We start from the raw sequence: 19,795 nt of genomic DNA on the forward strand, positions 1-19,795 counted from the left end.
CTTAGTTTATTTTCACTGTCATAGTCGCTTTAGCTACTAATTGATGGTCTAAATAGACATCATAATCTATAATTGCTGAACGTCTTGTTTCATGCACCACACGGGAAGTCAAAGTCAAGTAGTCATCCAATTGAACAGCTTGTAAAAAGTAAACCATCATCTGCTCAATAATTAAACTTCGTCCATTAGAAGCCACCAGCTGATGAGTTGCAGTATTTAAGATTTCTGTTAGAACTCCATGCGATAAAACCCCGTTATTTTCCAGCATAAAAGGCTCTACTGTAAAGGAGAAACCATTAGCGTTCTGAACTAACTTCTGAGCAATCTGGTCACTAAAGGTTGGCAGACTCGATACCTGCTCCCGACTCATTTTTTCCAAAATATCCCGCCGAGTAATGACTCCTAGCAAGGTTTGATTGCTTCGTATAACAGGAATCATCTCAAAATCTTCTGCAATCATCCGTTGACTAATATTGGCAATATTCGTCTTCAAACCTGTCATAAAAGGATTTTTTGTCATAATTTTATCCAGATTTGTATGGGGTGATTTATCTCCTGCATCCCGCATCGTCACTACTCCAACCACCATTTGATGCTGATTAATGACCGGAAAGCGACTGAAACGATTTTTACGCACCAGCTCCAAATAATCTCGAACTGTATCTGTTTCCCTTAAAAAGCCATATTCATGACTAGAACGATAGACCTGTTCAACTGTTAAAATATCTGTTTTTATTTGGATATTGGAAAGCGCACGATTTATGATTGTCGCTACTGTATAGGTATCATGCTGGGTCCGCATGACCGGGATTCCCATCCGATCTGCAAGAGTTAAAATATCCTCTTCAACTCGAAATCCCCCTGTAACCAAGACAGCATTTTCATTCTTTAGAGCTAAGCGTTGAATCTCAGTCCGATCCCCAACAATCAAGAGACCTCCTTCAGTCAGATAACGCATAATATTTTGCTCTGTCATAGCTCCAATAGAGAACTTACTGAATTCCTTATCTAAACCAGCCTGTCCAGCTAATACTTCTGAACGAGTAATTTCAGCGATTTCATGATAGGTCAGATGCTCTAGAACAACTTTTTTAGATTTCACTCGAACAGTACCGCTACGAGGACGAGTCTCAACCAAGCCTCTGTTTTCAGCTTCCTTAATCGCTCGGTAAGCCGTTCCATCACTGACTCCTAGATAGTTCGAAATACTACGAACACTGACTCTTTTACCAATAGGAAGTTTCTCCAAATAAGCGATAATTTCCTGGTGTTTACTCATAAAAATCACCTCTTTCATAGCGAAATTCGATATAGTCTCTCATCTTGCGTGTATAGCGGTCACTTCCTTTAAATTGTCGACACATTTTAAAACCCGCCTTTTGAGCAACACGCTGACTAGCTAGATTTTCCTGATGAGTGACAATGCTTAGCCTTTTTAGGTCAAATTCGCTAAAAGATAGAAAGAGAATCTCTTTGACACATTCGGTCATTAGTCCCCCTCCCCAATAATCCTTTTTTAAAAAATAGCCCAGCTCAGCTTCTTGCTTAATTTCATCTAACTTCTCAAACTTGATAGAACCTATCATTTGCTGGCTTTCTTTATCACAGATTGCCCAAACACCAAGAGGATTCTTCATAAAAAAGTTAGCTACTACATACTGGCTTTCCTGCAGACCAGACTGACTCGGAAAGATAAACTCCAGATTCTGCGGATTGGAGGCTATGGCATAGAAATCTTCTGCATCCTGGTAAGAGAAGGGTCTGAGTAGCAGGCGGTCTGTTTCAATAAAAGCAAATTCAGCTAGTTTTGTCCAAATATTCATAAGCTACCTTTAGACAATACTTTCGTATATATCCTATTCTTGTATCCTTACGCTTCTTCTACCAACTCAATATCGGCACCCAAATTTTTCAGCTTCTCAATAATATTAGAATAGCCACGAAGGATAAACTCAATATTGGTAATCTCTGTACGGCCTTTAGCCATCAAACCTGCAATAACCAATGCCGCTCCCGCGCGTAAGTCAGTAGCTTTTACAGCAGCACCATGTAGCTGATTTGGTCCTTCATAGATAATTTGATGACTGGTTGAAGAGATTTTAGCTGTCATTTTAGCAAGCTCAGGCACGTGATTAATTCGCTTCTCATAAATCGTATCCATTATCATGCCCCGTCCTTTAGCTTTCAACAAAAGCGGAGTGATTGGTTGCTGTAAGTCAGTAGCAAACCCTGGATATGGAGCGGTTTTAATATTGATAGCTCTGAGTTCTCTTTGCTCTTCAACATAGATGCTGTCTTCTGAGACAGTCATTCTAACGCCCATTTCTTCTAGCTTAGCGATAAAACCTTCCAAGTGCTCATACAAGACATTATTAATCTGAACCCCTTGGCCGACTGCTGCTGCCAGTGAAATGTAAGTCCCTGCTTCGATTCGATCTGGAATAACCTGATGACGAGTCCCATGAAGCTTATCTACACCTTCGATTGTGATAATATCTGTACCAGCACCACGAATATGGGCACCCATATTATTCAAAAGAGTAGCAACATCAATAATTTCAGGTTCACGGGCTGCATTTTCAATAACCGTCCGACCAGATGCTCGAACAGCAGCTAACATAGTATTAATCGTCGCACCGACACTTACTGTATCCATGTAAATGCTTGCTCCTCGCATGCGTCCAGTCTCGGCTTCCAGATGCATGGCATTACCTTCTTGAGTCATCTGAGCTCCCATAGCTTCGAAAGCTTTCAAATGAAGGTCAATCGGACGAGGTCCAAGGTCACATCCACCTGGAAGACCTACAGTTGCTTTTCCAAAGCGTCCTAAAAGACTTCCGTAGAAATAGTAGGAAGCGCGGAGGCTATTGATTTTACCATAGGGCATCGCCATACTTTGAACCTGGCGCGGATCAATCTCAAGACTGTCTCCATCTCGCTTCACACTAGCTCCCATGGTTACCATGATGTCAATCAAGCTATCAACGTCTGAAATAGCTGGCACTCCATCTAAAGTCACAATGCCATCTGCCAAAATAATAGCTGGAATCAAAGCTACTACACTATTTTTTGCACCACTAATCGTAACCTCACCTTTTAAAGGACGGCCACCATTTATCACTATTTTTCTCATTTTATTTCTCTCTCAAGCTTTTTCATACATAGAATTCCTATCTATTATATCACAGATACCTGTTTTTGCCTATTCTTTTCGTAAGACAGAGATTTTAAAAAGAGAGAAGACTCTTTCTTCTCTCTTGAATAACAGTTAGGTAAATAGGCACTTTTTAGAACGTCCTATTTCATATTTTGTTTCTTTATTAGCATAGGCAGGTCTAACGGACGTTAGATGAGCTCATCTTCCCCAATTTCAAAGGCTTCCAAGATTTTCTGAATCTGATCAAAACCCAGTCTAAAATGCTCCAGCTTGTGGCCGTCTGATCCCACTGAAAAGCGCTGACCGCCAAGCTCCTTGACTAGAGAGAGAGCATAGATATAGAGTTCCTCGTGTCCATATAGATACATGGACTTGCAGTTGAGCTCAAAGGCCAGATCGTGGTCAATCATCTTTTGAAAAAGATGTCGCAGCTCTGGTTCAAAAGTCTTTAACTCTTCTACGGTAAGCGCAAATTTTCGGAAACCATAGTCAAAATGAGCTAAGACATCTGCTGGTACAGCCTCAATAGCCTCTTCTAACTCTCTTAGGTAGCGGGGAATTAATTCCATCTTATCCAGCTGCAGGACTGGCTCTTCCAGATAGTCAAAGCTGCCATTGTGGTGGACGGACAATAGTTTCAGGTCGTATTCCTTGTCCGCTAGGAAAGCTAAGATATCGCCCTTACGCGGAGCGTAATAGCCAATTTCAATGCCCTTTTTGATGCGGTTGCAATATTGCTGGTTCAGCTCTGCTATTTTTGCTGAATAGGCCTCATAGTCAGGCACATCATCGTGGGGCGAGGCAGCTTCGTAAGGGTAGGGATTGGACAAATCATAGTGCTCAGTGGTGACAATCTCGCCCTCGTAATGGTCCAGATAGTCACAGAAATCCGCCTCAGAATCATAGGAAAAATAGGTATGAAGATGGTTGTCGCGCATGCTGGACCGCCTTTCTGCAAATCTTATATCCGTTTAGTATTGGTCAATTTCAGGTCGGTCATGAATCCGGCTCTGCTTGCCTTGACGGGCCTGGAGGACGGCCTCTACCTCTTCCAGACTGACGCCAGTCTCGACGAGAGCGACCGCCATATGGTAGAGCAGATCAGCTGTCTCATTGGCAATCTCGTCCTTATCAGCATTTTTAGCCGCAATGACTACTTCTGTCACTTCTTCCCCGACTTTTTTGAGAATCTTGTCCAGCCCCTTGTCATAGAGATAGCTGGTATAGGAGCCTTCCTTGGGCTCTTTTTTGCGTTTGAGGGCTTCTTGATAGAGAGTTTCTAGCATAGTATCTCCTTGTTACTGTCCTTATTTTACTATAAAAAGCAATTCTTTCCAATGGCAGGCTGGTGGCTTGATACTGACTTCTTAGTTTTATTTTTGCATTTACCAAGTACTAAAGTAAGGGAGCTTTTAGTCAGCTTTGCTGCCATCCTCTTCCCAGATTGAATGGAAAAAGCAGGATCTAGCACCGGTATGACAGGCTGCTCCCAGCTGGTCTACCTCGATCAGCAGGGTATCTAGGTCGCAGTCAGCTGTGATTTTTTTGACAGTCTGGTAGTGGCCGCTGGTGGCCCCCTTATGCCAAAGCTCCTGACGTGACCGGCTCCAGTACCACATCTGACCGCTGGTGCGGGTCAGATGGTAGGCTTCTTCATTGAGATAGGCCAACATGAGAACTTCTTTGCTGGTGTGGTCTAGGATAATGGCAGGTATAAGACCGCCTTGCTTTTGAAAATCTAACTTTACTTCTGTCATTAGAGGCGCACCTCCAATCCAGCTTCCAGCATGGCTTTTTTGGTATCTGAGATGGAGACCTGACCATAATGGAAAATCGAAGCTGCTAAAGCACCTGTCGCTGCAGTCTTTTCAAAAACTTCTAGGATATGCTGGCTACTGCCAGCACCACCAGAGGCGATGATAGGAACGGAAACCACTTGAGAGACGGCTTCCAGCATTGGCAAGTCAAAACCAGACTTGGTCCCGTCCTTGTCCATACTGGTCAAAAGAATTTCCCCCGCTCCAAGACCGACAGCTTCTTGAACCCAGTCTAACAGGTCGCGACCGCTGTCCTTGCGGCCGCCAGCTAGATAGACATGCCAGCTGCCATCCGCTTCTTTCTTAGCATCCACGGCCAGCACCACACATTGGCTGCCGAATTTCTCAGCGCAGTCAGCCAAAAGCTGAGGATTTGCCAGTGCTGAGGAATTAACTGCAACCTTATCCGCCCCAGCCTGCAGCATCCGCTTCATGTCCTCAACCGTGCGAATGCCGCCCCCGACGGTAAAGGGAATGAAAACCTGCTCCGCCACGCGCCGGACCATCTCGACCGTCGTATCCCGCTCCTCATGAGTAGCGGTAATGTCCAGAAAGACCAACTCATCGCAGCCAGCTTCATAGTAGGCCTTGGCCGCATCGACTGGATCGCCCACATCAGTCAGATTGACAAAGTTGATGCCCTTGACCACCCGGCCGTCCTTGACATCCAGACAGGGAATAATTCGTTTTTTCAGCATGGCTAGCCCCTTTCTGCTTCCTTGATCTGATTCAAGCTAATTCGTCCACTGTAATAGGCCTTGCCCACAATGGCTCCAGCCAAGCCTAGCTTTTTCAGCTCTTCTAAATCATCCGCTGACTGGATGCCGCCAGAAGCAATGACATGAGCATGCTTGAGGGACGCCAGCAATTTTTGGTAATGCTGGATATTGGGACCAGTGAGAGTCCCGTCTCGGTCCACATCCGTATAGACAAAGAGGCGGACGCCGATTTTTTCCATGGCCAGCGCTAGGCTGATATAGTCCTGATTGCTGGTCTCCAGCCAACCCTCAGTCGCAACCAGCCCCTCTTTCGCATCAATGCCAATCACGATTTTGCTGCTTCCAAAGCGCTCCAGCGCAGCATCAACAAATTCAGGATTCTTAACAGCCATAGAGCCAATAATGACACGGTCAATGCCGACTGCCAGATAATCTTCAATCTGCTCCAGACTGCGGATGCCGCCCCCGACTTGGATGGCTAGGCCTGTTTCCGCTTTAATCTGGGCAATCAGATCTCGATTGGCCGCCCGACCTTCTAAGGCGCCGTCCAAGTCAACCACATGAATCATGCTAACCCCGGCTTCTTTGAAAACTCGAGCTTGCTCCAAGACATCGGGATTGACTACTGTCTTCTGGCTAAAATCCCCTTTTAAAAGGCGGACGGCCTGACCGTCTTTGATATCAATAGCGGGCAGTATTTTCATAGACATACTCCTTAAACTTCTCTAGGATACCGAGGCCAACAGCACCTGACTTTTCTGGGTGAAACTGGCAGCCAAAGACCGAACCTCGGTGAATCATGGCTGGGATAGGCAGCCCATAATCAGCCGTCACATCCAAGTACTCCTCCGGAACATCCGTATAGTAGCTATGGACGAAATAGACTGACTGGCCATCAAGACCAGCTGTCAAAGCAGACGACTGCTGGATCTTTAAGTCATTCCAGCCCATGTGAGGTACAGGCAGACCAGCCTGGTCCGGAATCCGGCGGCAAACACCGGGAATCAAGCCCAGCCCAGAGCTTTGACCATTCTCCAATCCAGACTCCAGCAGGAGCTGCATGCCTAAGCAAATCCCCAAGAGAGGCTTGCCATCAGCCACCGCCTGCTGGATAACAGAGACCAGCCCTCGCCTTTCCAACTCCTGCATAGCCGCAGGAAAAGCACCGACACCTGGTAAAATCAAGCCATCGGCAGCTAAAATTTCCTGCGGATTAGCTGACAGGCGTGCTTCTACTCCGACCTGAGCCAGAGCACGGAGGACATTGGCAGTATTTCCCGCGTCATAATCAATAACAATCATCATCTCTACATCAACTCCTTTCACTCAGAAGGGCAAGCTAGAGCAAGCCCTTGGTGGAGTTGACTCCATGTATCTCTGGATTTATGGTAATAGCCTCCCGCAGAGCTCGGCCAGTCGCTTTAAAGAGGCTTTCCGCCTTGTGGTGGCTGTTCTTGCCATGAAGGATTTTCAGGTGCAGGTTCATCTGCAGATTAAAGGCTAGGGCTTGGAAAAATTCCTCTACTAGCTCGGTGTCAAAATTCCCAAGCTTGGGATTGTCAAAATCAGCCTCAAAGACTAGATAAGACCGACCGGATAAATCCAGACTGGCCATGCCTAGGGTTTCGTCCATAGGCACAAAGCTAGTGCCGTAGCGGTTGATACCTGCCTTGTCTCCCAAAGCCTGACGCAGAGCCTGTCCTAATACGATACCCACATCCTCGACTGTATGATGGCTGTCCACCCAAAGGTCGCCTTCAGCCTTGACCGTCAGAGAAATTCGACTGTGGCGGGCAAAAAGGGTCAACATGTGGTCAAAGAATCCGACACCAGTATCGATAGCTACCGGCTCCTGTTGGTCGAGAATGACAGTCAGTTCAATATCGGTCTCCTGTGTTTTACGCTTGATTTCAGCTTGTCTCATGGCAACTCCTTTTATTTTTCCTGTCTGCGAGCTTCAATGGCCTTGGCATGTCCCTGCAGGCCTTCTGCATAGGCCAGACTAGTAATATCCTTGTCAGCTGCCCCTACAGCAGCACGGCTGTACTGGGTGTATTGGATGCGCTTGATGAAGTCATAGACACCCAGAGCTGATGAAAAACGGCTGGTGCTGGTTGTCGGCAAAACGTGATTGGCTCCCGCAAAGTAGTCACCAATTGGCTCGCTAGTATAATGCCCCAGAAAGACAGAGCCAGCATTTTCAACCTGATCTAGATAGCTGTAAGCATCGTCCATGGCAATTTCCAAATGCTCAGGTGCCACCTGATTCATAAGCTCAAACATGGCTTCCTTGGAAGGCGCAAGGATAATGCGGCCGTTATTCTCAATCGAAGCACGCGCGATTTCCTCTCGCGGCAGCTCTTTCAGTTGTCTATCTAGCTCTGCTTCGACTTGGTCCGCCAGCTCCTCTGAATCGGTCACCAGAATAGCCCGAGCCAGCTTGTCGTGCTCGGCTTGCGACAGGAGGTCAGCTGCCACATAGACAGGACTGGCTGAACGATTCGCGATGACTCCAATCTCTGAAGGCCCAGCAATCATGTCAATTCCCACGACACCATAGACCATCTTCTTGGCCGTAGCTACAAAGATATTGCCCGGTCCAGTTATCTTATCCACCTTGGGAATGGTCTCAGTACCATAAGCCAGAGCTGCTACACCTTGGGCTCCGCCAATTTGGAAAATCCGATCCACACCAGCCAGCTTGGCAGCGACCAAAATCGCTGGGGTAAAATGCTCCTGGGGCGGTGTAATCATGATAATTTCTTTGACACCAGCAATCTTGGCTGGGATAACATTCATGAGGACGGAGGACGGATAGGCTGCGGTGCCACCAGGTACATAGGTGCCAACCCGCTCAATTGGCCGAATCAACTGACCACGGATAACACCCTCACTGGGACTGTCCTCAAAACCAGTCTCCAACTGCTGGCGGTGGTAGGATTCGATATTAACTTGGGCATTTTTCAGGGCGGCCAGGACCTCTGGATCAATCTCCTCAAAGGCCTGGTCAATCAGCTCCTGCCCAATCTCAAAGTCTGTCACCTCAACCTTGTCAAAGAGCTTGGTATAGTCTCTCAAAGCTTGGTCACCGTCTCGTTTGACTCTTTCTATGATCTCAGCCACCGCTTCTTCCACATCTAAGTTCTGCTGACTAAGCTGCAGCTGCTCTTCGTATAAAATCCGTGAAATTTCTTCGTTACTTCCGCTTAAACGCTTGATAATTGTCATTTAAAAGCCACCTCTCTTCTTCCTACTAGGGATTCAATCCTTGCCACAAAAGGCATGATATCCGGGTTATTTTTCAGGGAAGCCTGATTAGCAATGAGCCGGGCTGATACTCGGCAAATGTCTTCAAAAACCAGCAGGCCGTTAGCTGACAGGGTATGCCCCGTCTCCACAATATCGACAATGGCATCCGCCAGACCCAGCACCGGTGAAATCTCCACACTGCCTTGGATGGAGATGATTTCCACATCTTCCCCCTTTTGATTAAAATAATTAGTCGCCACCGTCGGGTACTTGGTCGCAATCCGCTTGCGCTTATGATCATGAGGGTCATAGCTGGGCACCGAGGCCAGTGAGAATTTACAAAGGCCAAAGTTCAGATCCAGCAGTTCCAGATAGCCGGTCGGATGCTCAAAGAGAATATCCTTGCCGACAATGCCCAAATCAGCGACTCCATGGCGCACATAGGTCGTCACGTCAGGCCCTTTGACCAAGAGAAATCGAAAGCGACTGTCTGGACTTTCAAAAATCAAGTTGCGCCCCTTGTCTCCCATGAAGGACATATCAAAGCCAGCCTGGGCCAAGAGCTTGACCGTATCTTCCTCAATCCGTCCCTTGGTCAGGGCAATAGTAATCTGACTCATCTGCCATCACCTTCCTTTCCGCCCTCGCCCGGCAGGTCATCATGAATGGCCTGATAAACACTGTCAATGTCTAGGGACCAGCCGATAGCTGTCAGCTCTGCTGCCCCGAAGCGCTTGAAAAGCTGATCATAGCGACCACCAGATAGAAAAGCATCTGGCACTCGGTCGCCAAAGACCTTGAAGGTCAATCCAGTATAGTAAGGCATGGTCGCTACCTGCCCCAAGTCCATGGTTGTCTGATCCAGCAAGCCTGATAGGCTCTGCAGAACCTGCTCTACATCATCTAAAGCCATCAATATCCGCTCGTTGTCAACTATCTCTCTAGCCCTGGCTAAAACCTGTTGGCTAGGGCCGAACAGATGGGGCAGCTCCTGCAAAAAATCATCAAATCCACTCGATCTGGTCTGGGTGAATTCAAAGAGTCCCGTCCTATTTTTCTTACGAATATAATCTAGCAGCTGGGCCTCCTCCTGCGAATCCAAGGTCAAACTCTCTAGGATTGTCTGCAGGATTGCTGCATGGGAAAACTCAAATTGATAAGACTTAACCTGCGCCAAATCCAGCGACTGCTTGGCTGTCTTGATAGCCTCAAGTACTGCCTCGCGAGCTGGATAGCCGATAATCTCAATACCAGCTTGGCTGAGCTCATTGGCAAGACCGCGCAGCTCTTCTTGATAGTGAAAGACCTTGCCCGAATAGGAAAACTTGGTCGGCGTATGCACCCTGGTCGAAGCAATAACCCGACCAATCTGGCTGGTCACATCTGGCCGTAGCACCAATAGCTCGCCTTTTTTATCGAAAAGATGATAATGATGGGGCTCCACATGGTCACTGAAGACCTCAAAGTGCTCCAAAGTCGGTGTGTCAATCCGATTGAAGCCCTGAGCCATCAGAAAATCACTAATGTCCCGCTCAATCTCGTAGGTCACACGCGCTCTCTTGAAAAGCTTGTCATGCATGCCAATCGGAAGGGTGATTTTATTCATAGGCTGCTTTCCTTTCTTGCTCTATTTTTACACTGGATGGCTTTGAGTCTAACTCTCAGCTACTGCAAATGTCCTTGATAGCTGCCAGGACTTTTTCCATCTCCTCTCGCCGTCCGATAGAGATGCGCAGGAAATCCTTGATTCGTTCTGCTTTTGGAAAATACCGCACATAAATCCGACGCTCCTCTAACTGCTGAAAAAGCTCTGCTACAGAAATTCCACTAGGCTGGGCTAAGACAAAGTTGGTCTGACTAGGCAGGACTTGGAAATCCAGCGCAGACAATTCCCCAGCAAACCAATCTCGGGTCTCTTGTATGGCTCTGCCAGTCTCCAGATAATAATCCCAATCTTCCACCGCAGCAAGGGCCAAGCGCTCTGCCAACAGATCCACCGAGTAAGGATTAATGGAATCCTTGACAGCTTTCATGACAGCTATTAAGTCTGGATGACCGATACCGTAGCCCACTCGCAGACCAGCTAAGGCAGCATCCTTGGAAAAGGTCCGTGTGATAAAGAGGTTGGGATAGGTGTCTAGCAGAGGCAAGGCAGATTGACCGCCAAAGTGAATATAAGCCTCATCCACCACCACTACCGCATCCTGATTGGACGCCAGAATTTCCTCTAACTGATTCAGCGGTAGATAAATCCCCGTTGGGGCATTGGGATTGGCTAGGATAATGCCACCATTATCTCCAAAATAATCTGACGGATGGACCTCAAAATCAGCTGTCAGTGGGATTTCTCGAAAAGGCACTTGGTAGAGGTCTGCCCAGACCTTGTAAAAACCATAGGTCAAGTCCGGAAATAAGACCGACTCGTCGCTATTAAAGAAAGCCAGAAAAGCCATGGACAAGATGTCGTCACTCCCGTTACCGATAATGAGCTGGTCGGGTGATACACCCAAATTTGTAGCCAAAGCCTGACAGAGCTCCGCCTGATCCAAACTGGAATACTTGCGCAACTCCTGGGCATCAAAGTTCTGCAGGGTCTCTGCCACCTTAGGACTTGGTCCATAAGCATTTTCATTGGTATTGAGCTTAATCATATCTGGCTCATTGGGCTGCTTCCCCGCTACATAAGGATTGATCTGCCTGAGACCTTTTAGCTTAACCATTTTGCCACCTCTCTTTCACACACTAGCCATTATCTGACTCTGATTATCTTTTAGAACTTCCAATAAATGAAAGACGAAATTTACCGCTTTGCTAAAGAAAAATAGGGGAATCTTCTAGTTTAAATATAATAAAAAGCCCTCGCAAAAAAACTTTGCAAGGACGTTGACACGTGGTTCCACCTTTATTCGGACCCCAGTCGCCTGAGGACCCTCTGGGAGTACGAGACTCCAGATTGATAACGGTAATCAGCCGTCGGACACTAGTCTTGGTCTACTGACAGATTTCGCACCCGCACTCAAGAATGTGTCGTCTAAGGATTGGATGCCGTCTCACCAATAGGCACTCTCTGTTTCTTGTCTTAGACTTTTTCTCTCATCGCTTTCAATTTATTGTTGAATATTCTACATGAATTTTAAATAAAAAGCAAGAGAAAAATGAAAATTATTAATTTTATTTGTATTTTTAAAACATATTATCGTTCTTTTAGCATGGAACTGGACAAATCCAGCAGACTAATCGCTGTTTCAAAATGCTCCCCCATTAGGTCATAGACAGCATCTTCGCTTAAGACACCGCAAGCTATATTTTCAGGGAAATCCGGTCCATTCGAGAACTCTAAATCATCAAAAAATTTCTGACTAGTATAATAGTCCCTCAGCTGAATATATTCAGTTTGACAGCGCTCCAGTTGATCTAGAGCTTTCTGAGCATCTGCTAGGACTTGAGCATATTTATTCAGATGTCCTTCCATTTTTTGAATTCGTTCTAACTGCTCCATCTAATTCTTTCCTTTCTGAAATCAACCAACCAATCAGTCCACCTGAACCACCTGCAAGTGCTCACCGCCCAACAGAATCAAATATTTTTCAATCTGAGAAATACCATATGAACGACTGAGAGCTTGAGCATATAGGTCTAGCTGACTATGGTAGCGAGCTATCAACTCAGATGCTTCCTTGTATTTATCCGTCTTGTAATCAAAGAGGATAATTCGATCTTCAAAGAGCAAGTAGCCATCCAGAATCCCCCGAAGAACAAATTCCTGACCACTGATTTCGTCCCTCTTAAGCATGGCAAATGGTGCTTCTCGATGCAACTTATCTGAGTTAGCTAGCAAGATTTCACCAAGCTGAGTCTCAAAGAAACTTGCAATCTTGTTGAGGTCAATCTGTTTTTTTACAGACTCTTCTGCTTGAACTTGTTTCAGACTTGATTTTAAAACCGACATGTCCGGCTTCTGATCTAAAGGAATCCTTTGCATAAGCTCATGAACAGCACTACCGACTTGCGCCCCAGTCACTTTGGCTTTCCTGCCGAAATCAGGTAAGACAAAGCTAGGCTGAGGCCGAAAAGCTACTCGCTCATCCATGATATCCAGGCCTTCCGTATCCATGATTGGCTCATAAAACTTCTTAATCTGGCTTGGCGTTCGCACACTAGGTAGCTCAATAGCAGAGCGATATTGGCTATTTAGTCGATCTACACTTTCTAAGATATCCAGAGCCCTGCCGATATCATCGGACTGACGGTTGTCTGTCAAATCATCCGCATCAAAGGGATTTGAATGGTGGATCTGGCCAATCTTGTCAGCAGTCAAATCTTCATCGCTGACAAATCTCAAATCAAAAGCAAGCTGATCTTCTGAAAAAACAGTCTGTATAGCATAAATCCAATCTTGGAAAGAAGTTAGCTGACTACGTATGGAAGTTGATAAACGTCCCTCTTCTACCTGCCCCCAGCTTCGCTTCTCAAGTTTTTCTTGACTGCCTTTTCCAACTAAGTAGAGCTTGGTTTCAGCCCGTGTCATAGCTACATAAAGCAAGCGCATCTGCTCGGAAAGACTAGCTAGCTTGATTTCTTCTAAATTTTGTTGGTAGGGTAGCGTGTCCATCGACAAACGGATTGATCTCGTTTTTACTTCTTCTGGATATTCAACCTCTACATCAGCGATATATTTAATCCCAATCCCATTTTTACGACTCAAGATAATGCTAGAACTGGTATCTTGGCGGCTAAAGGCCTTGTCCATATTAAGCAGAAAGACATACTTGAACTCTAGTCCCTTACTCTTGTGGACTGTCATCAAATGAACCGCATCTTGCGGTGCGGCATAGGGAACGCTAGCCAAATCGTGCTGGTTCTCTAAAATCTTATTAATCATGCTGATGAATCGAGACAACCCTTTAAAGCTTGATTTCTCGTAGTCATTAGCTCTGAGTGAGAGGGCATAGAGATTTGCTTGACGCTGGGCTCCATTGGGCAAGGTACCAACATAGTCATAATAAAAGCGGTCTTGATAAATCTTCCAAATCAGATCGTACAAAGAATGAGTTTTAGCAAAGGTTCTCCACGATAAGAGCGTCTTTTGAAAGAGAACTAACTTCTTTTTAAGGTCTGGCAAGATTAAGTCTGGATGCAATCCTTGATTAGTCAAGGCATTTTCTAACTTCTCATAGAGATTTTCCTGCGATTTTTCCTGACTTTTCTGTAGCGCTATTCGAGCCAGCTCATCTTCTCCAAAGTCAAACATTGCTGATTTGAGTAGGGCTGTCAAGGCATAGTCATTTAAGGGATTATTGATCGTTCGCAAAGTGTCCAGCATGACCATGACCTCGACAGATTGGAGGTAATTGTCTTCTCCTCCATCTGGTACAAGAGGAATATTGTGCTTAGCAAACTCATCCAAAATTATATCATTTCGAGTCCGAGAAGCCGTTAAAAGAGTAATGTCCTTAAAGGCAACCGCTTCTTCCTCATGCAGTCGAATGATTTCCTTGATAACTAGAGACACTTCTCCAGCAGAGATGCTTTCCTCGCTTAGTTCCTCGCTTGCTACCGTCGAATCATAAAGGAGGAATTCAGCCCTATTTTTTGGATTAGGTGATGCTTTCGTCGGATTTCCCGCCACCAAATAATGGGTCTCATCATAGTTGATTTCCCCGACCTGCTCATCCATCAGTCTCTTAAAGACATCATTGGTTGCTTCTAGTACCTCTACATGACTACGGAAATTCTCCTTGAGGACAATCAGTTTCCCTTGGCTCGGATCTGCGTGATAAAGCCGAAACTTATCATTGAAAATCTGGGGATCTGCTTGACGAAAACGATAGATGGATTGTTTGATATCCCCCACCATAAATCGATTATGGCCGTTAGATAGGAGCTCCAACATTCGCTCCTGGGTATGGTTGGTATCCTGGTACTCATCGACCATGACCTCGTGGTAACGCTCCTGATAAAAGCTTCTTACCTGTGGGAAGTCCTCTAAAATCTGTATCGCAAAATGGCTGATATCCCCAAACTCAAAAGCATTCTCTGTTTTTTTTCGCTCCAGATAAGTTCGAGTAAAGTCACTCATGAAATCGCGTAGCAAATCTAAAAGAGGCAGACTATCATCCTGGTACTTCTCAAGGAACTCAAATTGATAGAGGCTGGACTCAAGACCTCGCAAATGCTCGATTCTTTCTTTACGTCCTTGGTTAAAGGTATCAGCCAACTCTTTTAGTTCTTCCTTGCGAGTAGTGATGGTCAAGGCTCGGCCGCCACTAGCCCGTGATAAAAGAACAACATCTTTTAATACGTGGAAATAGTCCTGCTCAGAGGACGATTCCTGCAAACTCCCCAATTTATCTAGCGCAAGCAACACATTTTCCTGGTATTTAGCTCCCGCAAATTCACGTCCCTCGTGATCCAAATGAAAACGGAAATAATCTTCGAGGTCAAAGAGAGCCCTTTTCACTTGCTGTAAAATCTTGTCTCTCTCACGCGAAAAATCTGTCTCCTCATAGCCTTTAAGGAAAAAGTCCCGCAACCATCTCTGAGGATTGCTGGTTGATTGAAGAAACTGGTAAATGGCGTAGACTTGCTGGCGAAAACCAGAGATGTTCTTTTTCTTGCCCGTGAAATTTTTGACTAACTTTTCAAAAATTTCCTTCTGCTCACCAGTATAATATTGCTCAAAAAGCTGCTGAAAGACTTCATTTTGTAGCATAGTCTGCTCACTAGCTGACTGGAGAATACGAAAATTAGGGGCCAGGCCCAGAAGATAGCCATACTTATTAAGAAGCTTTTGTGTGAAAGAGTCCATGGTCCCAATATCAGCGGTGGCAATAGCCGCTAACTGCTGAGCTAGGTGCTGTTTAAGTTCTTCATCCTGACTTTCTTTGAGGACTTTACTTAACTCTTTTTCTAGACGTTCCTTGAGTTCTCCTGCCGCTTTTACGGTAAAGGTTGAGATGAAGAGTTCCTGGATGGATACTCCACGGAAGATCTGGTCAATAATCCTCTGAACCATGACAAAGGTCTTCCCTGACCCAGCTGATGCAGAGACTAGGATGTTTTGACCTGAGGAATAAATAGCCTCAATCTGCTCAGCAGTCCGTTTTTGTTCTTTATTAGAAGTGGCTTCAAAATGCTGTAGCTGACTGATTTCTTCTGGACTTAAAAAAGACTTCTTCCTCATTTTTTCAACTCCTCCCTCATCTTTTCTATCCATGCTTGGCGCAATTTCTCACCAACTGGACGTTTTTCAAATTTAGTCAAATCTAATTTATCTAACTGTCTGGCTTGGCCTAGGTGGCGATTGGCTTCAAAGCCTGTAATAGCCTTAAACTGATCGACATAAGGTGCTATATTCCGGCCATTTTCTGTATAGGGATTGATCTCAAAGTGGCCAGCTAGAATGCCTTCAGCTACTTTTTTATAGAGAATTTCATTATAAGCTAGTAAAATAGCCAGTTCTTCTTGACTGAGACTATTAACCTTACTCTTCTCATAAACAGGACCCAAAGTGGCCAGCTTGTCTGCTAAAAAGAGACCCTTGTACTGCATGGTTTTCGCAACTTCCTTGACCGCATCTCCTAGCTCTTTGGTATCTTTAAGGGCAACAATAGGCTCTGTCATTTGCAAGTACATGGCACCGAAAAGATCTCTACCTTCCTGCTGACCTTGGAGTTCCTGGATAGCCGCTAGATAAGTCGGAAGCTGAGAATTCAGACCATTAAAAAATTTTTCGTAGCTAAACTTAGTCTCACTGGACTTATAGTCCACGACTCCCAGACTCCCATCAGCTAGCAAACGGTCAATTCTATCCACCTTGCCTCGAACACTAACAGCTCTGCCATCTTCCAAGATAAGGAAAGGCTCTTTACTGTTCCCAAAGACTGTTTCTTCTCCAATCGTTTCAATCCCAGCTGACTGAGCCAGAACTTGACCAGTTGACTTAGCAGTATCTAGTAGCAATTGACGAGTAAAGAGACTCTCGCTAGATTCATTGTATAGACTTTCAAATTCGGTCTCCCGCATGGTTTCGTCTATTGCCACTTCTAGTCGCTGGTCAAAGTCTCGACTAGTATCCTCCTGAAGTACTTTCTCAAAAATTCGATGCAGAAAATTTCCGTGGCTTCTAGCATCCGGATGAATAGTCCACTCTTCCTGTAATCCCAGAACGTATCTGATGAAATAGCCATATTGATTTTTGAAGTATTCGTTTAAAGCAGATGCTGAAAGTCGGAGGGGCTGATCTTTTGGATAAAGAGCTTGCAGAGTTTCCGGTTGCAGAGACTCCGTTTTCAGTTCCTTGCTGATTTGTGGAATGCTAATGCCTTCTGCTGCCAATTTCTTGCGGAGAACCCGCACAGCCACCGCCCAAAAAGTCTGCTCCTCTGCTGTCCACTCTCGGTCAATCACCTCTTGGTGGAGCTCGATAATTTGAGACAAGAGAGCTCTGTAGCTACCAATATCGTCACTGGAAGCCTGAGGCTTTTTGACAATGATAGGCAAAGAAAGCGGAGCTGCAGTCAATTCCAGCAGATAGGTCGACATGCTATCCTCTACTTCATTGACCAAGGCCGGCGCAGACAAGACCAGCTCTTTGGTAGCAGAATTAATCAGCGACAGAGCAGTATAGCGATTCTTCTTGAGATTTTCTGAACTAGCAATCTGCAATTCCGCCTGAGAATCCGTCGCATCATTGAGCCGAGCCCGGTCTTCATCACTAAGCAAACTCTTGTTTTGCGCGATTTTAGGAAAACGCTCCTGGGTTAGTCCAATCGCATAGACATAAGGTGCTGCTAGAGGCTCTATCAGGTCATAAGACTGGACCTTGACCACATCTACCGTCGCTGGCACCGTCCGATAGTTGGACAAAAGCATGCCTGATAAGACCAAGGCCAAAAAATCGTCTAGTTTGACCTTACTTTCTACAAAGACTTGAGCAAACTGCTCTAAGACATGGCTGAAAGCCTTCCAGACTTCCTCATGGCGCTCCTGTTCCTGCTGACTTTCTCCCTGCAGCAGAGCTGTCAAATTATCCGACAAACGAGCTGCTTGGACGAACTCCGTAAACTTAGCTAAGAGCCCCGACGCCGTCTGGCTGCGGGATTTGAAAAAGTCTTGCAGTGGAGCCATGACCCGGCGGCGAATGTGATTGAGACGGTCAAGGTCAAATTTTCCTTGGCTATTAGCCGTGAAATCCTTGGCTAGCTTGCCGGCTCCCTTAATGTCCGCAAAGCGCAGATATTGCTCAAAATGATCCAGCTCCTCCTGAGTCAAATCTCCGTAGAGACCTGTCTTTAAGAGATTGAGCAGGTCTTCCAATTGGAAGTTATAGCACTTGAGCCGCTCTAAAGACTCAACAAGCTGAACCAGCGGATGCTGGGCCATTGACTCGCTCCGCCCTAAATAGTAAGGAATCTGATATTGGTCAAAAATGGTCTTGAGCTGAAGCTGGTAGGCTTCCACATCCCCTAAGAGTAGACGAATATCCTTATAACGCACACCATCATGAACTCGCTGCCGGATGGACTTAGCCACATACTCCAGCTCTTCTTTCTGGTTCATAGTAGCCCAAATCTGAAGCTGCGAGCGGTCTGTCGTCTCACTAAGACTAACCGTTGATTCTGAAAAGTCATAACGACTCTCCAAAATCTTAGAAATCCGCCCAAAGGCATCTTCTGCTTCCGCATGAGGGATATAGTCAGGCTTGACCTGATAGTCCTCGGCCAGCTTTCTCAAAAAATCCACGCTGGCCTGATAGAGATTGCCCTCACGAAAAGCTGCTCGATAGGCTTTTTGGCTGGCATAGGTCCCGATGACAATCTCCACACCTTTTCGATGCAGGAGACCGACCAAGTATTCCTCTTCAGCAGAAAAACGCGTAAAGCCATCGATGACCAGGGCCAAATCTGCCAGCTCCTCATCTGTGTCGCCAGCTAGAATATGCTGAGCAAAAGCCGCAATCTGAGAAGACGAATCAAAATCACCCTCATTCAGAGCAGCAGTTACCGCTGTAAAAATCTTGACCAGATCCTCTCGCTTCTCAGGCTCCTCAAGAAATTCCAAATCCGCAAAGGACATCTGGGCCGTCTGCAATTCATGGTAAAGATCCATCAGTTGCTGGATAAACTGGGAATCCTTCTTAATCCGTCCATAGACCTTAAGCTCTCCATCATCTAACTCTGTCAAGGTCCGATAAATCAGCATTCCCAGACCAATATCGTCCAAACTCTGCCCCTGCCGAACATCATTGAGGACAAAATACCGAGCCATCTGGGCAAAGCGCGTCACCGTAATGGCAAAGGATGCCTTGTTCTTCAGGCACTCCAAAACCGCCCGCTCCTTCTCAAAAGAAAGCGAATTTGGCGCAATATAAAAGACTCGCTTACCAGTCGCCACCAAACTCTCAGCCTCAGCCACTAAAACCTTGGTCAAAGAATGGCGAATATCTGTATAAAGTAATTTCATAACCTGCCTTTTCCTCTAGAAAATATAGGTTTATTATATCATTTTTGCAGGGATTTGACTCTTAGCTATACACATTCAACTAATCCTTTTTCATCCTCTAACAACTAGATGAGACGTCTTGCATCTACTTATTTTTCCTACTTTTTTAAACAGCGGAAACTTCAACCAGCTTAGAATATTTCAAATGAAAACACCCTAAAGGTTAGATCATTTCTAACTTTCAGGGTGCGATTTATCAGCTAGATTGCAAAACCAGTCTTTTTTCTATAAAAACGGTTTGCTCCAAACTACTGAAGATTCATTAGAGTTCGGTATTTCCTATTTAGGCTTAGAATTTAATCTAGTAAGCAAGAAGTGAAAAGCCAAGTGTAAATAAAATGATTCAATCC

The 19,795-nt window shown here is 45.6% G+C and carries 17 protein-coding genes; all 17 read right to left on the reverse strand.

The window, feature by feature from the left end:
- Position 1 precedes the first annotated feature (1 nt).
- The 17 genes from spxR to rexB all read right to left on the reverse strand — a co-directional run bounded on the left by spxR (position 2) and on the right by rexB (position 19,406).
- Entirely contained in the window at positions 2–1,279 is a 1,278-nt protein-coding gene (spxR, locus tag PCY06_RS02510; protein WP_060553377.1) for a CBS-HotDog domain-containing transcription factor SpxR, read from the reverse strand.
- The gene (locus tag PCY06_RS02515; protein ID WP_060553376.1) at positions 1,272–1,823 is read right to left on the reverse strand and encodes a GNAT family N-acetyltransferase; all 552 of its coding nucleotides are present in this window, start codon (positions 1,821–1,823) and stop codon (positions 1,272–1,274) included. The genes spxR and PCY06_RS02515 overlap by 8 nt, the downstream gene beginning before the upstream one ends.
- A 47-nt stretch (positions 1,824–1,870) precedes the next feature.
- A complete protein-coding gene (locus PCY06_RS02520; protein WP_045773250.1) occupies positions 1,871–3,133 on the reverse strand; it encodes a UDP-N-acetylglucosamine 1-carboxyvinyltransferase in 1,263 nt (420 codons plus the stop codon).
- A gap of 212 nt (positions 3,134–3,345) precedes the next feature.
- The gene (locus PCY06_RS02525; RefSeq protein WP_082307551.1) at positions 3,346–4,095 is read right to left on the reverse strand and encodes a PHP domain-containing protein; all 750 of its coding nucleotides are present in this window, start codon (positions 4,093–4,095) and stop codon (positions 3,346–3,348) included.
- Between the two features lie 33 nt (positions 4,096–4,128).
- On the reverse strand, positions 4,129–4,443 hold the full coding sequence (gene hisE, locus PCY06_RS02530) for a phosphoribosyl-ATP diphosphatase (RefSeq protein ID WP_082307550.1): 315 nt from the start codon (positions 4,441–4,443) through the stop codon (positions 4,129–4,131).
- A gap of 126 nt (positions 4,444–4,569) precedes the next feature.
- Positions 4,570–4,914: a phosphoribosyl-AMP cyclohydrolase gene (gene hisI, locus PCY06_RS02535; protein ID WP_082307549.1), complete on the reverse strand. Its 345-nt coding sequence runs from the start codon at positions 4,912–4,914 to the stop codon at positions 4,570–4,572.
- On the reverse strand, positions 4,914–5,672 hold the full coding sequence (gene hisF, locus PCY06_RS02540; protein ID WP_082307548.1) for an imidazole glycerol phosphate synthase subunit HisF: 759 nt from the start codon (positions 5,670–5,672) through the stop codon (positions 4,914–4,916). The genes hisI and hisF overlap by 1 nt, the downstream gene beginning before the upstream one ends.
- A 2-nt stretch (positions 5,673–5,674) precedes the next feature.
- Positions 5,675–6,397, reverse strand: coding sequence for a 1-(5-phosphoribosyl)-5-[(5-phosphoribosylamino)methylideneamino]imidazole-4-carboxamide isomerase (hisA, locus tag PCY06_RS02545; RefSeq protein WP_082307547.1), 723 nt, complete (start codon positions 6,395–6,397; stop codon positions 5,675–5,677).
- Positions 6,375–6,998, reverse strand: a complete 624-nt coding sequence (hisH, locus tag PCY06_RS02550) for an imidazole glycerol phosphate synthase subunit HisH (protein ID WP_082307546.1) — start codon at positions 6,996–6,998, stop codon at positions 6,375–6,377. Before hisH ends, hisA begins: the two co-directional genes overlap by 23 nt.
- A 34-nt stretch (positions 6,999–7,032) precedes the next feature.
- Positions 7,033–7,617, reverse strand: coding sequence for an imidazoleglycerol-phosphate dehydratase HisB (gene hisB, locus PCY06_RS02555; RefSeq protein ID WP_082307545.1), 585 nt, complete (start codon positions 7,615–7,617; stop codon positions 7,033–7,035).
- An 11-nt stretch (positions 7,618–7,628) separates the two neighbouring features.
- Positions 7,629–8,921, reverse strand: coding sequence for a histidinol dehydrogenase (hisD, locus tag PCY06_RS02560; protein WP_082307544.1), 1,293 nt, complete (start codon positions 8,919–8,921; stop codon positions 7,629–7,631).
- Positions 8,918–9,562, reverse strand: coding sequence for an ATP phosphoribosyltransferase (gene hisG / locus PCY06_RS02565; RefSeq protein ID WP_082307543.1), 645 nt, complete (start codon positions 9,560–9,562; stop codon positions 8,918–8,920). The genes hisD and hisG overlap by 4 nt, the downstream gene beginning before the upstream one ends.
- On the reverse strand, positions 9,559–10,548 hold the full coding sequence (locus PCY06_RS02570; protein WP_061601352.1) for an ATP phosphoribosyltransferase regulatory subunit: 990 nt from the start codon (positions 10,546–10,548) through the stop codon (positions 9,559–9,561). Before PCY06_RS02570 ends, hisG begins: the two co-directional genes overlap by 4 nt.
- A 55-nt stretch (positions 10,549–10,603) precedes the next feature.
- Positions 10,604–11,662: a histidinol-phosphate transaminase gene (gene hisC, locus PCY06_RS02575; protein WP_082307542.1), complete on the reverse strand. Its 1,059-nt coding sequence runs from the start codon at positions 11,660–11,662 to the stop codon at positions 10,604–10,606.
- Between the two features lie 473 nt (positions 11,663–12,135).
- Positions 12,136–12,441 carry a DUF4298 domain-containing protein gene (locus PCY06_RS02580; protein WP_061601354.1) on the reverse strand — a complete coding sequence of 102 codons (306 nt, stop codon included), beginning with the start codon at positions 12,439–12,441 and terminating at the stop codon, positions 12,136–12,138.
- A gap of 33 nt (positions 12,442–12,474) precedes the next feature.
- Positions 12,475–16,125 carry a helicase-exonuclease AddAB subunit AddA gene (gene addA / locus PCY06_RS02585; protein ID WP_301387057.1) on the reverse strand — a complete coding sequence of 1,217 codons (3,651 nt, stop codon included), beginning with the start codon at positions 16,123–16,125 and terminating at the stop codon, positions 12,475–12,477.
- Entirely contained in the window at positions 16,122–19,406 is a 3,285-nt protein-coding gene (rexB, locus tag PCY06_RS02590) for an ATP-dependent nuclease subunit B (protein ID WP_082307540.1), read from the reverse strand. The genes addA and rexB overlap by 4 nt, the downstream gene beginning before the upstream one ends.
- Between the last annotated feature and the right edge of the window lie 389 nt (positions 19,407–19,795).

The sequence above is a fragment of the Streptococcus sp. SG1 genome (genome assembly GCF_030439935.1).
Lineage (GTDB): Bacteria > Bacillota > Bacilli > Lactobacillales > Streptococcaceae > Streptococcus > Streptococcus gordonii.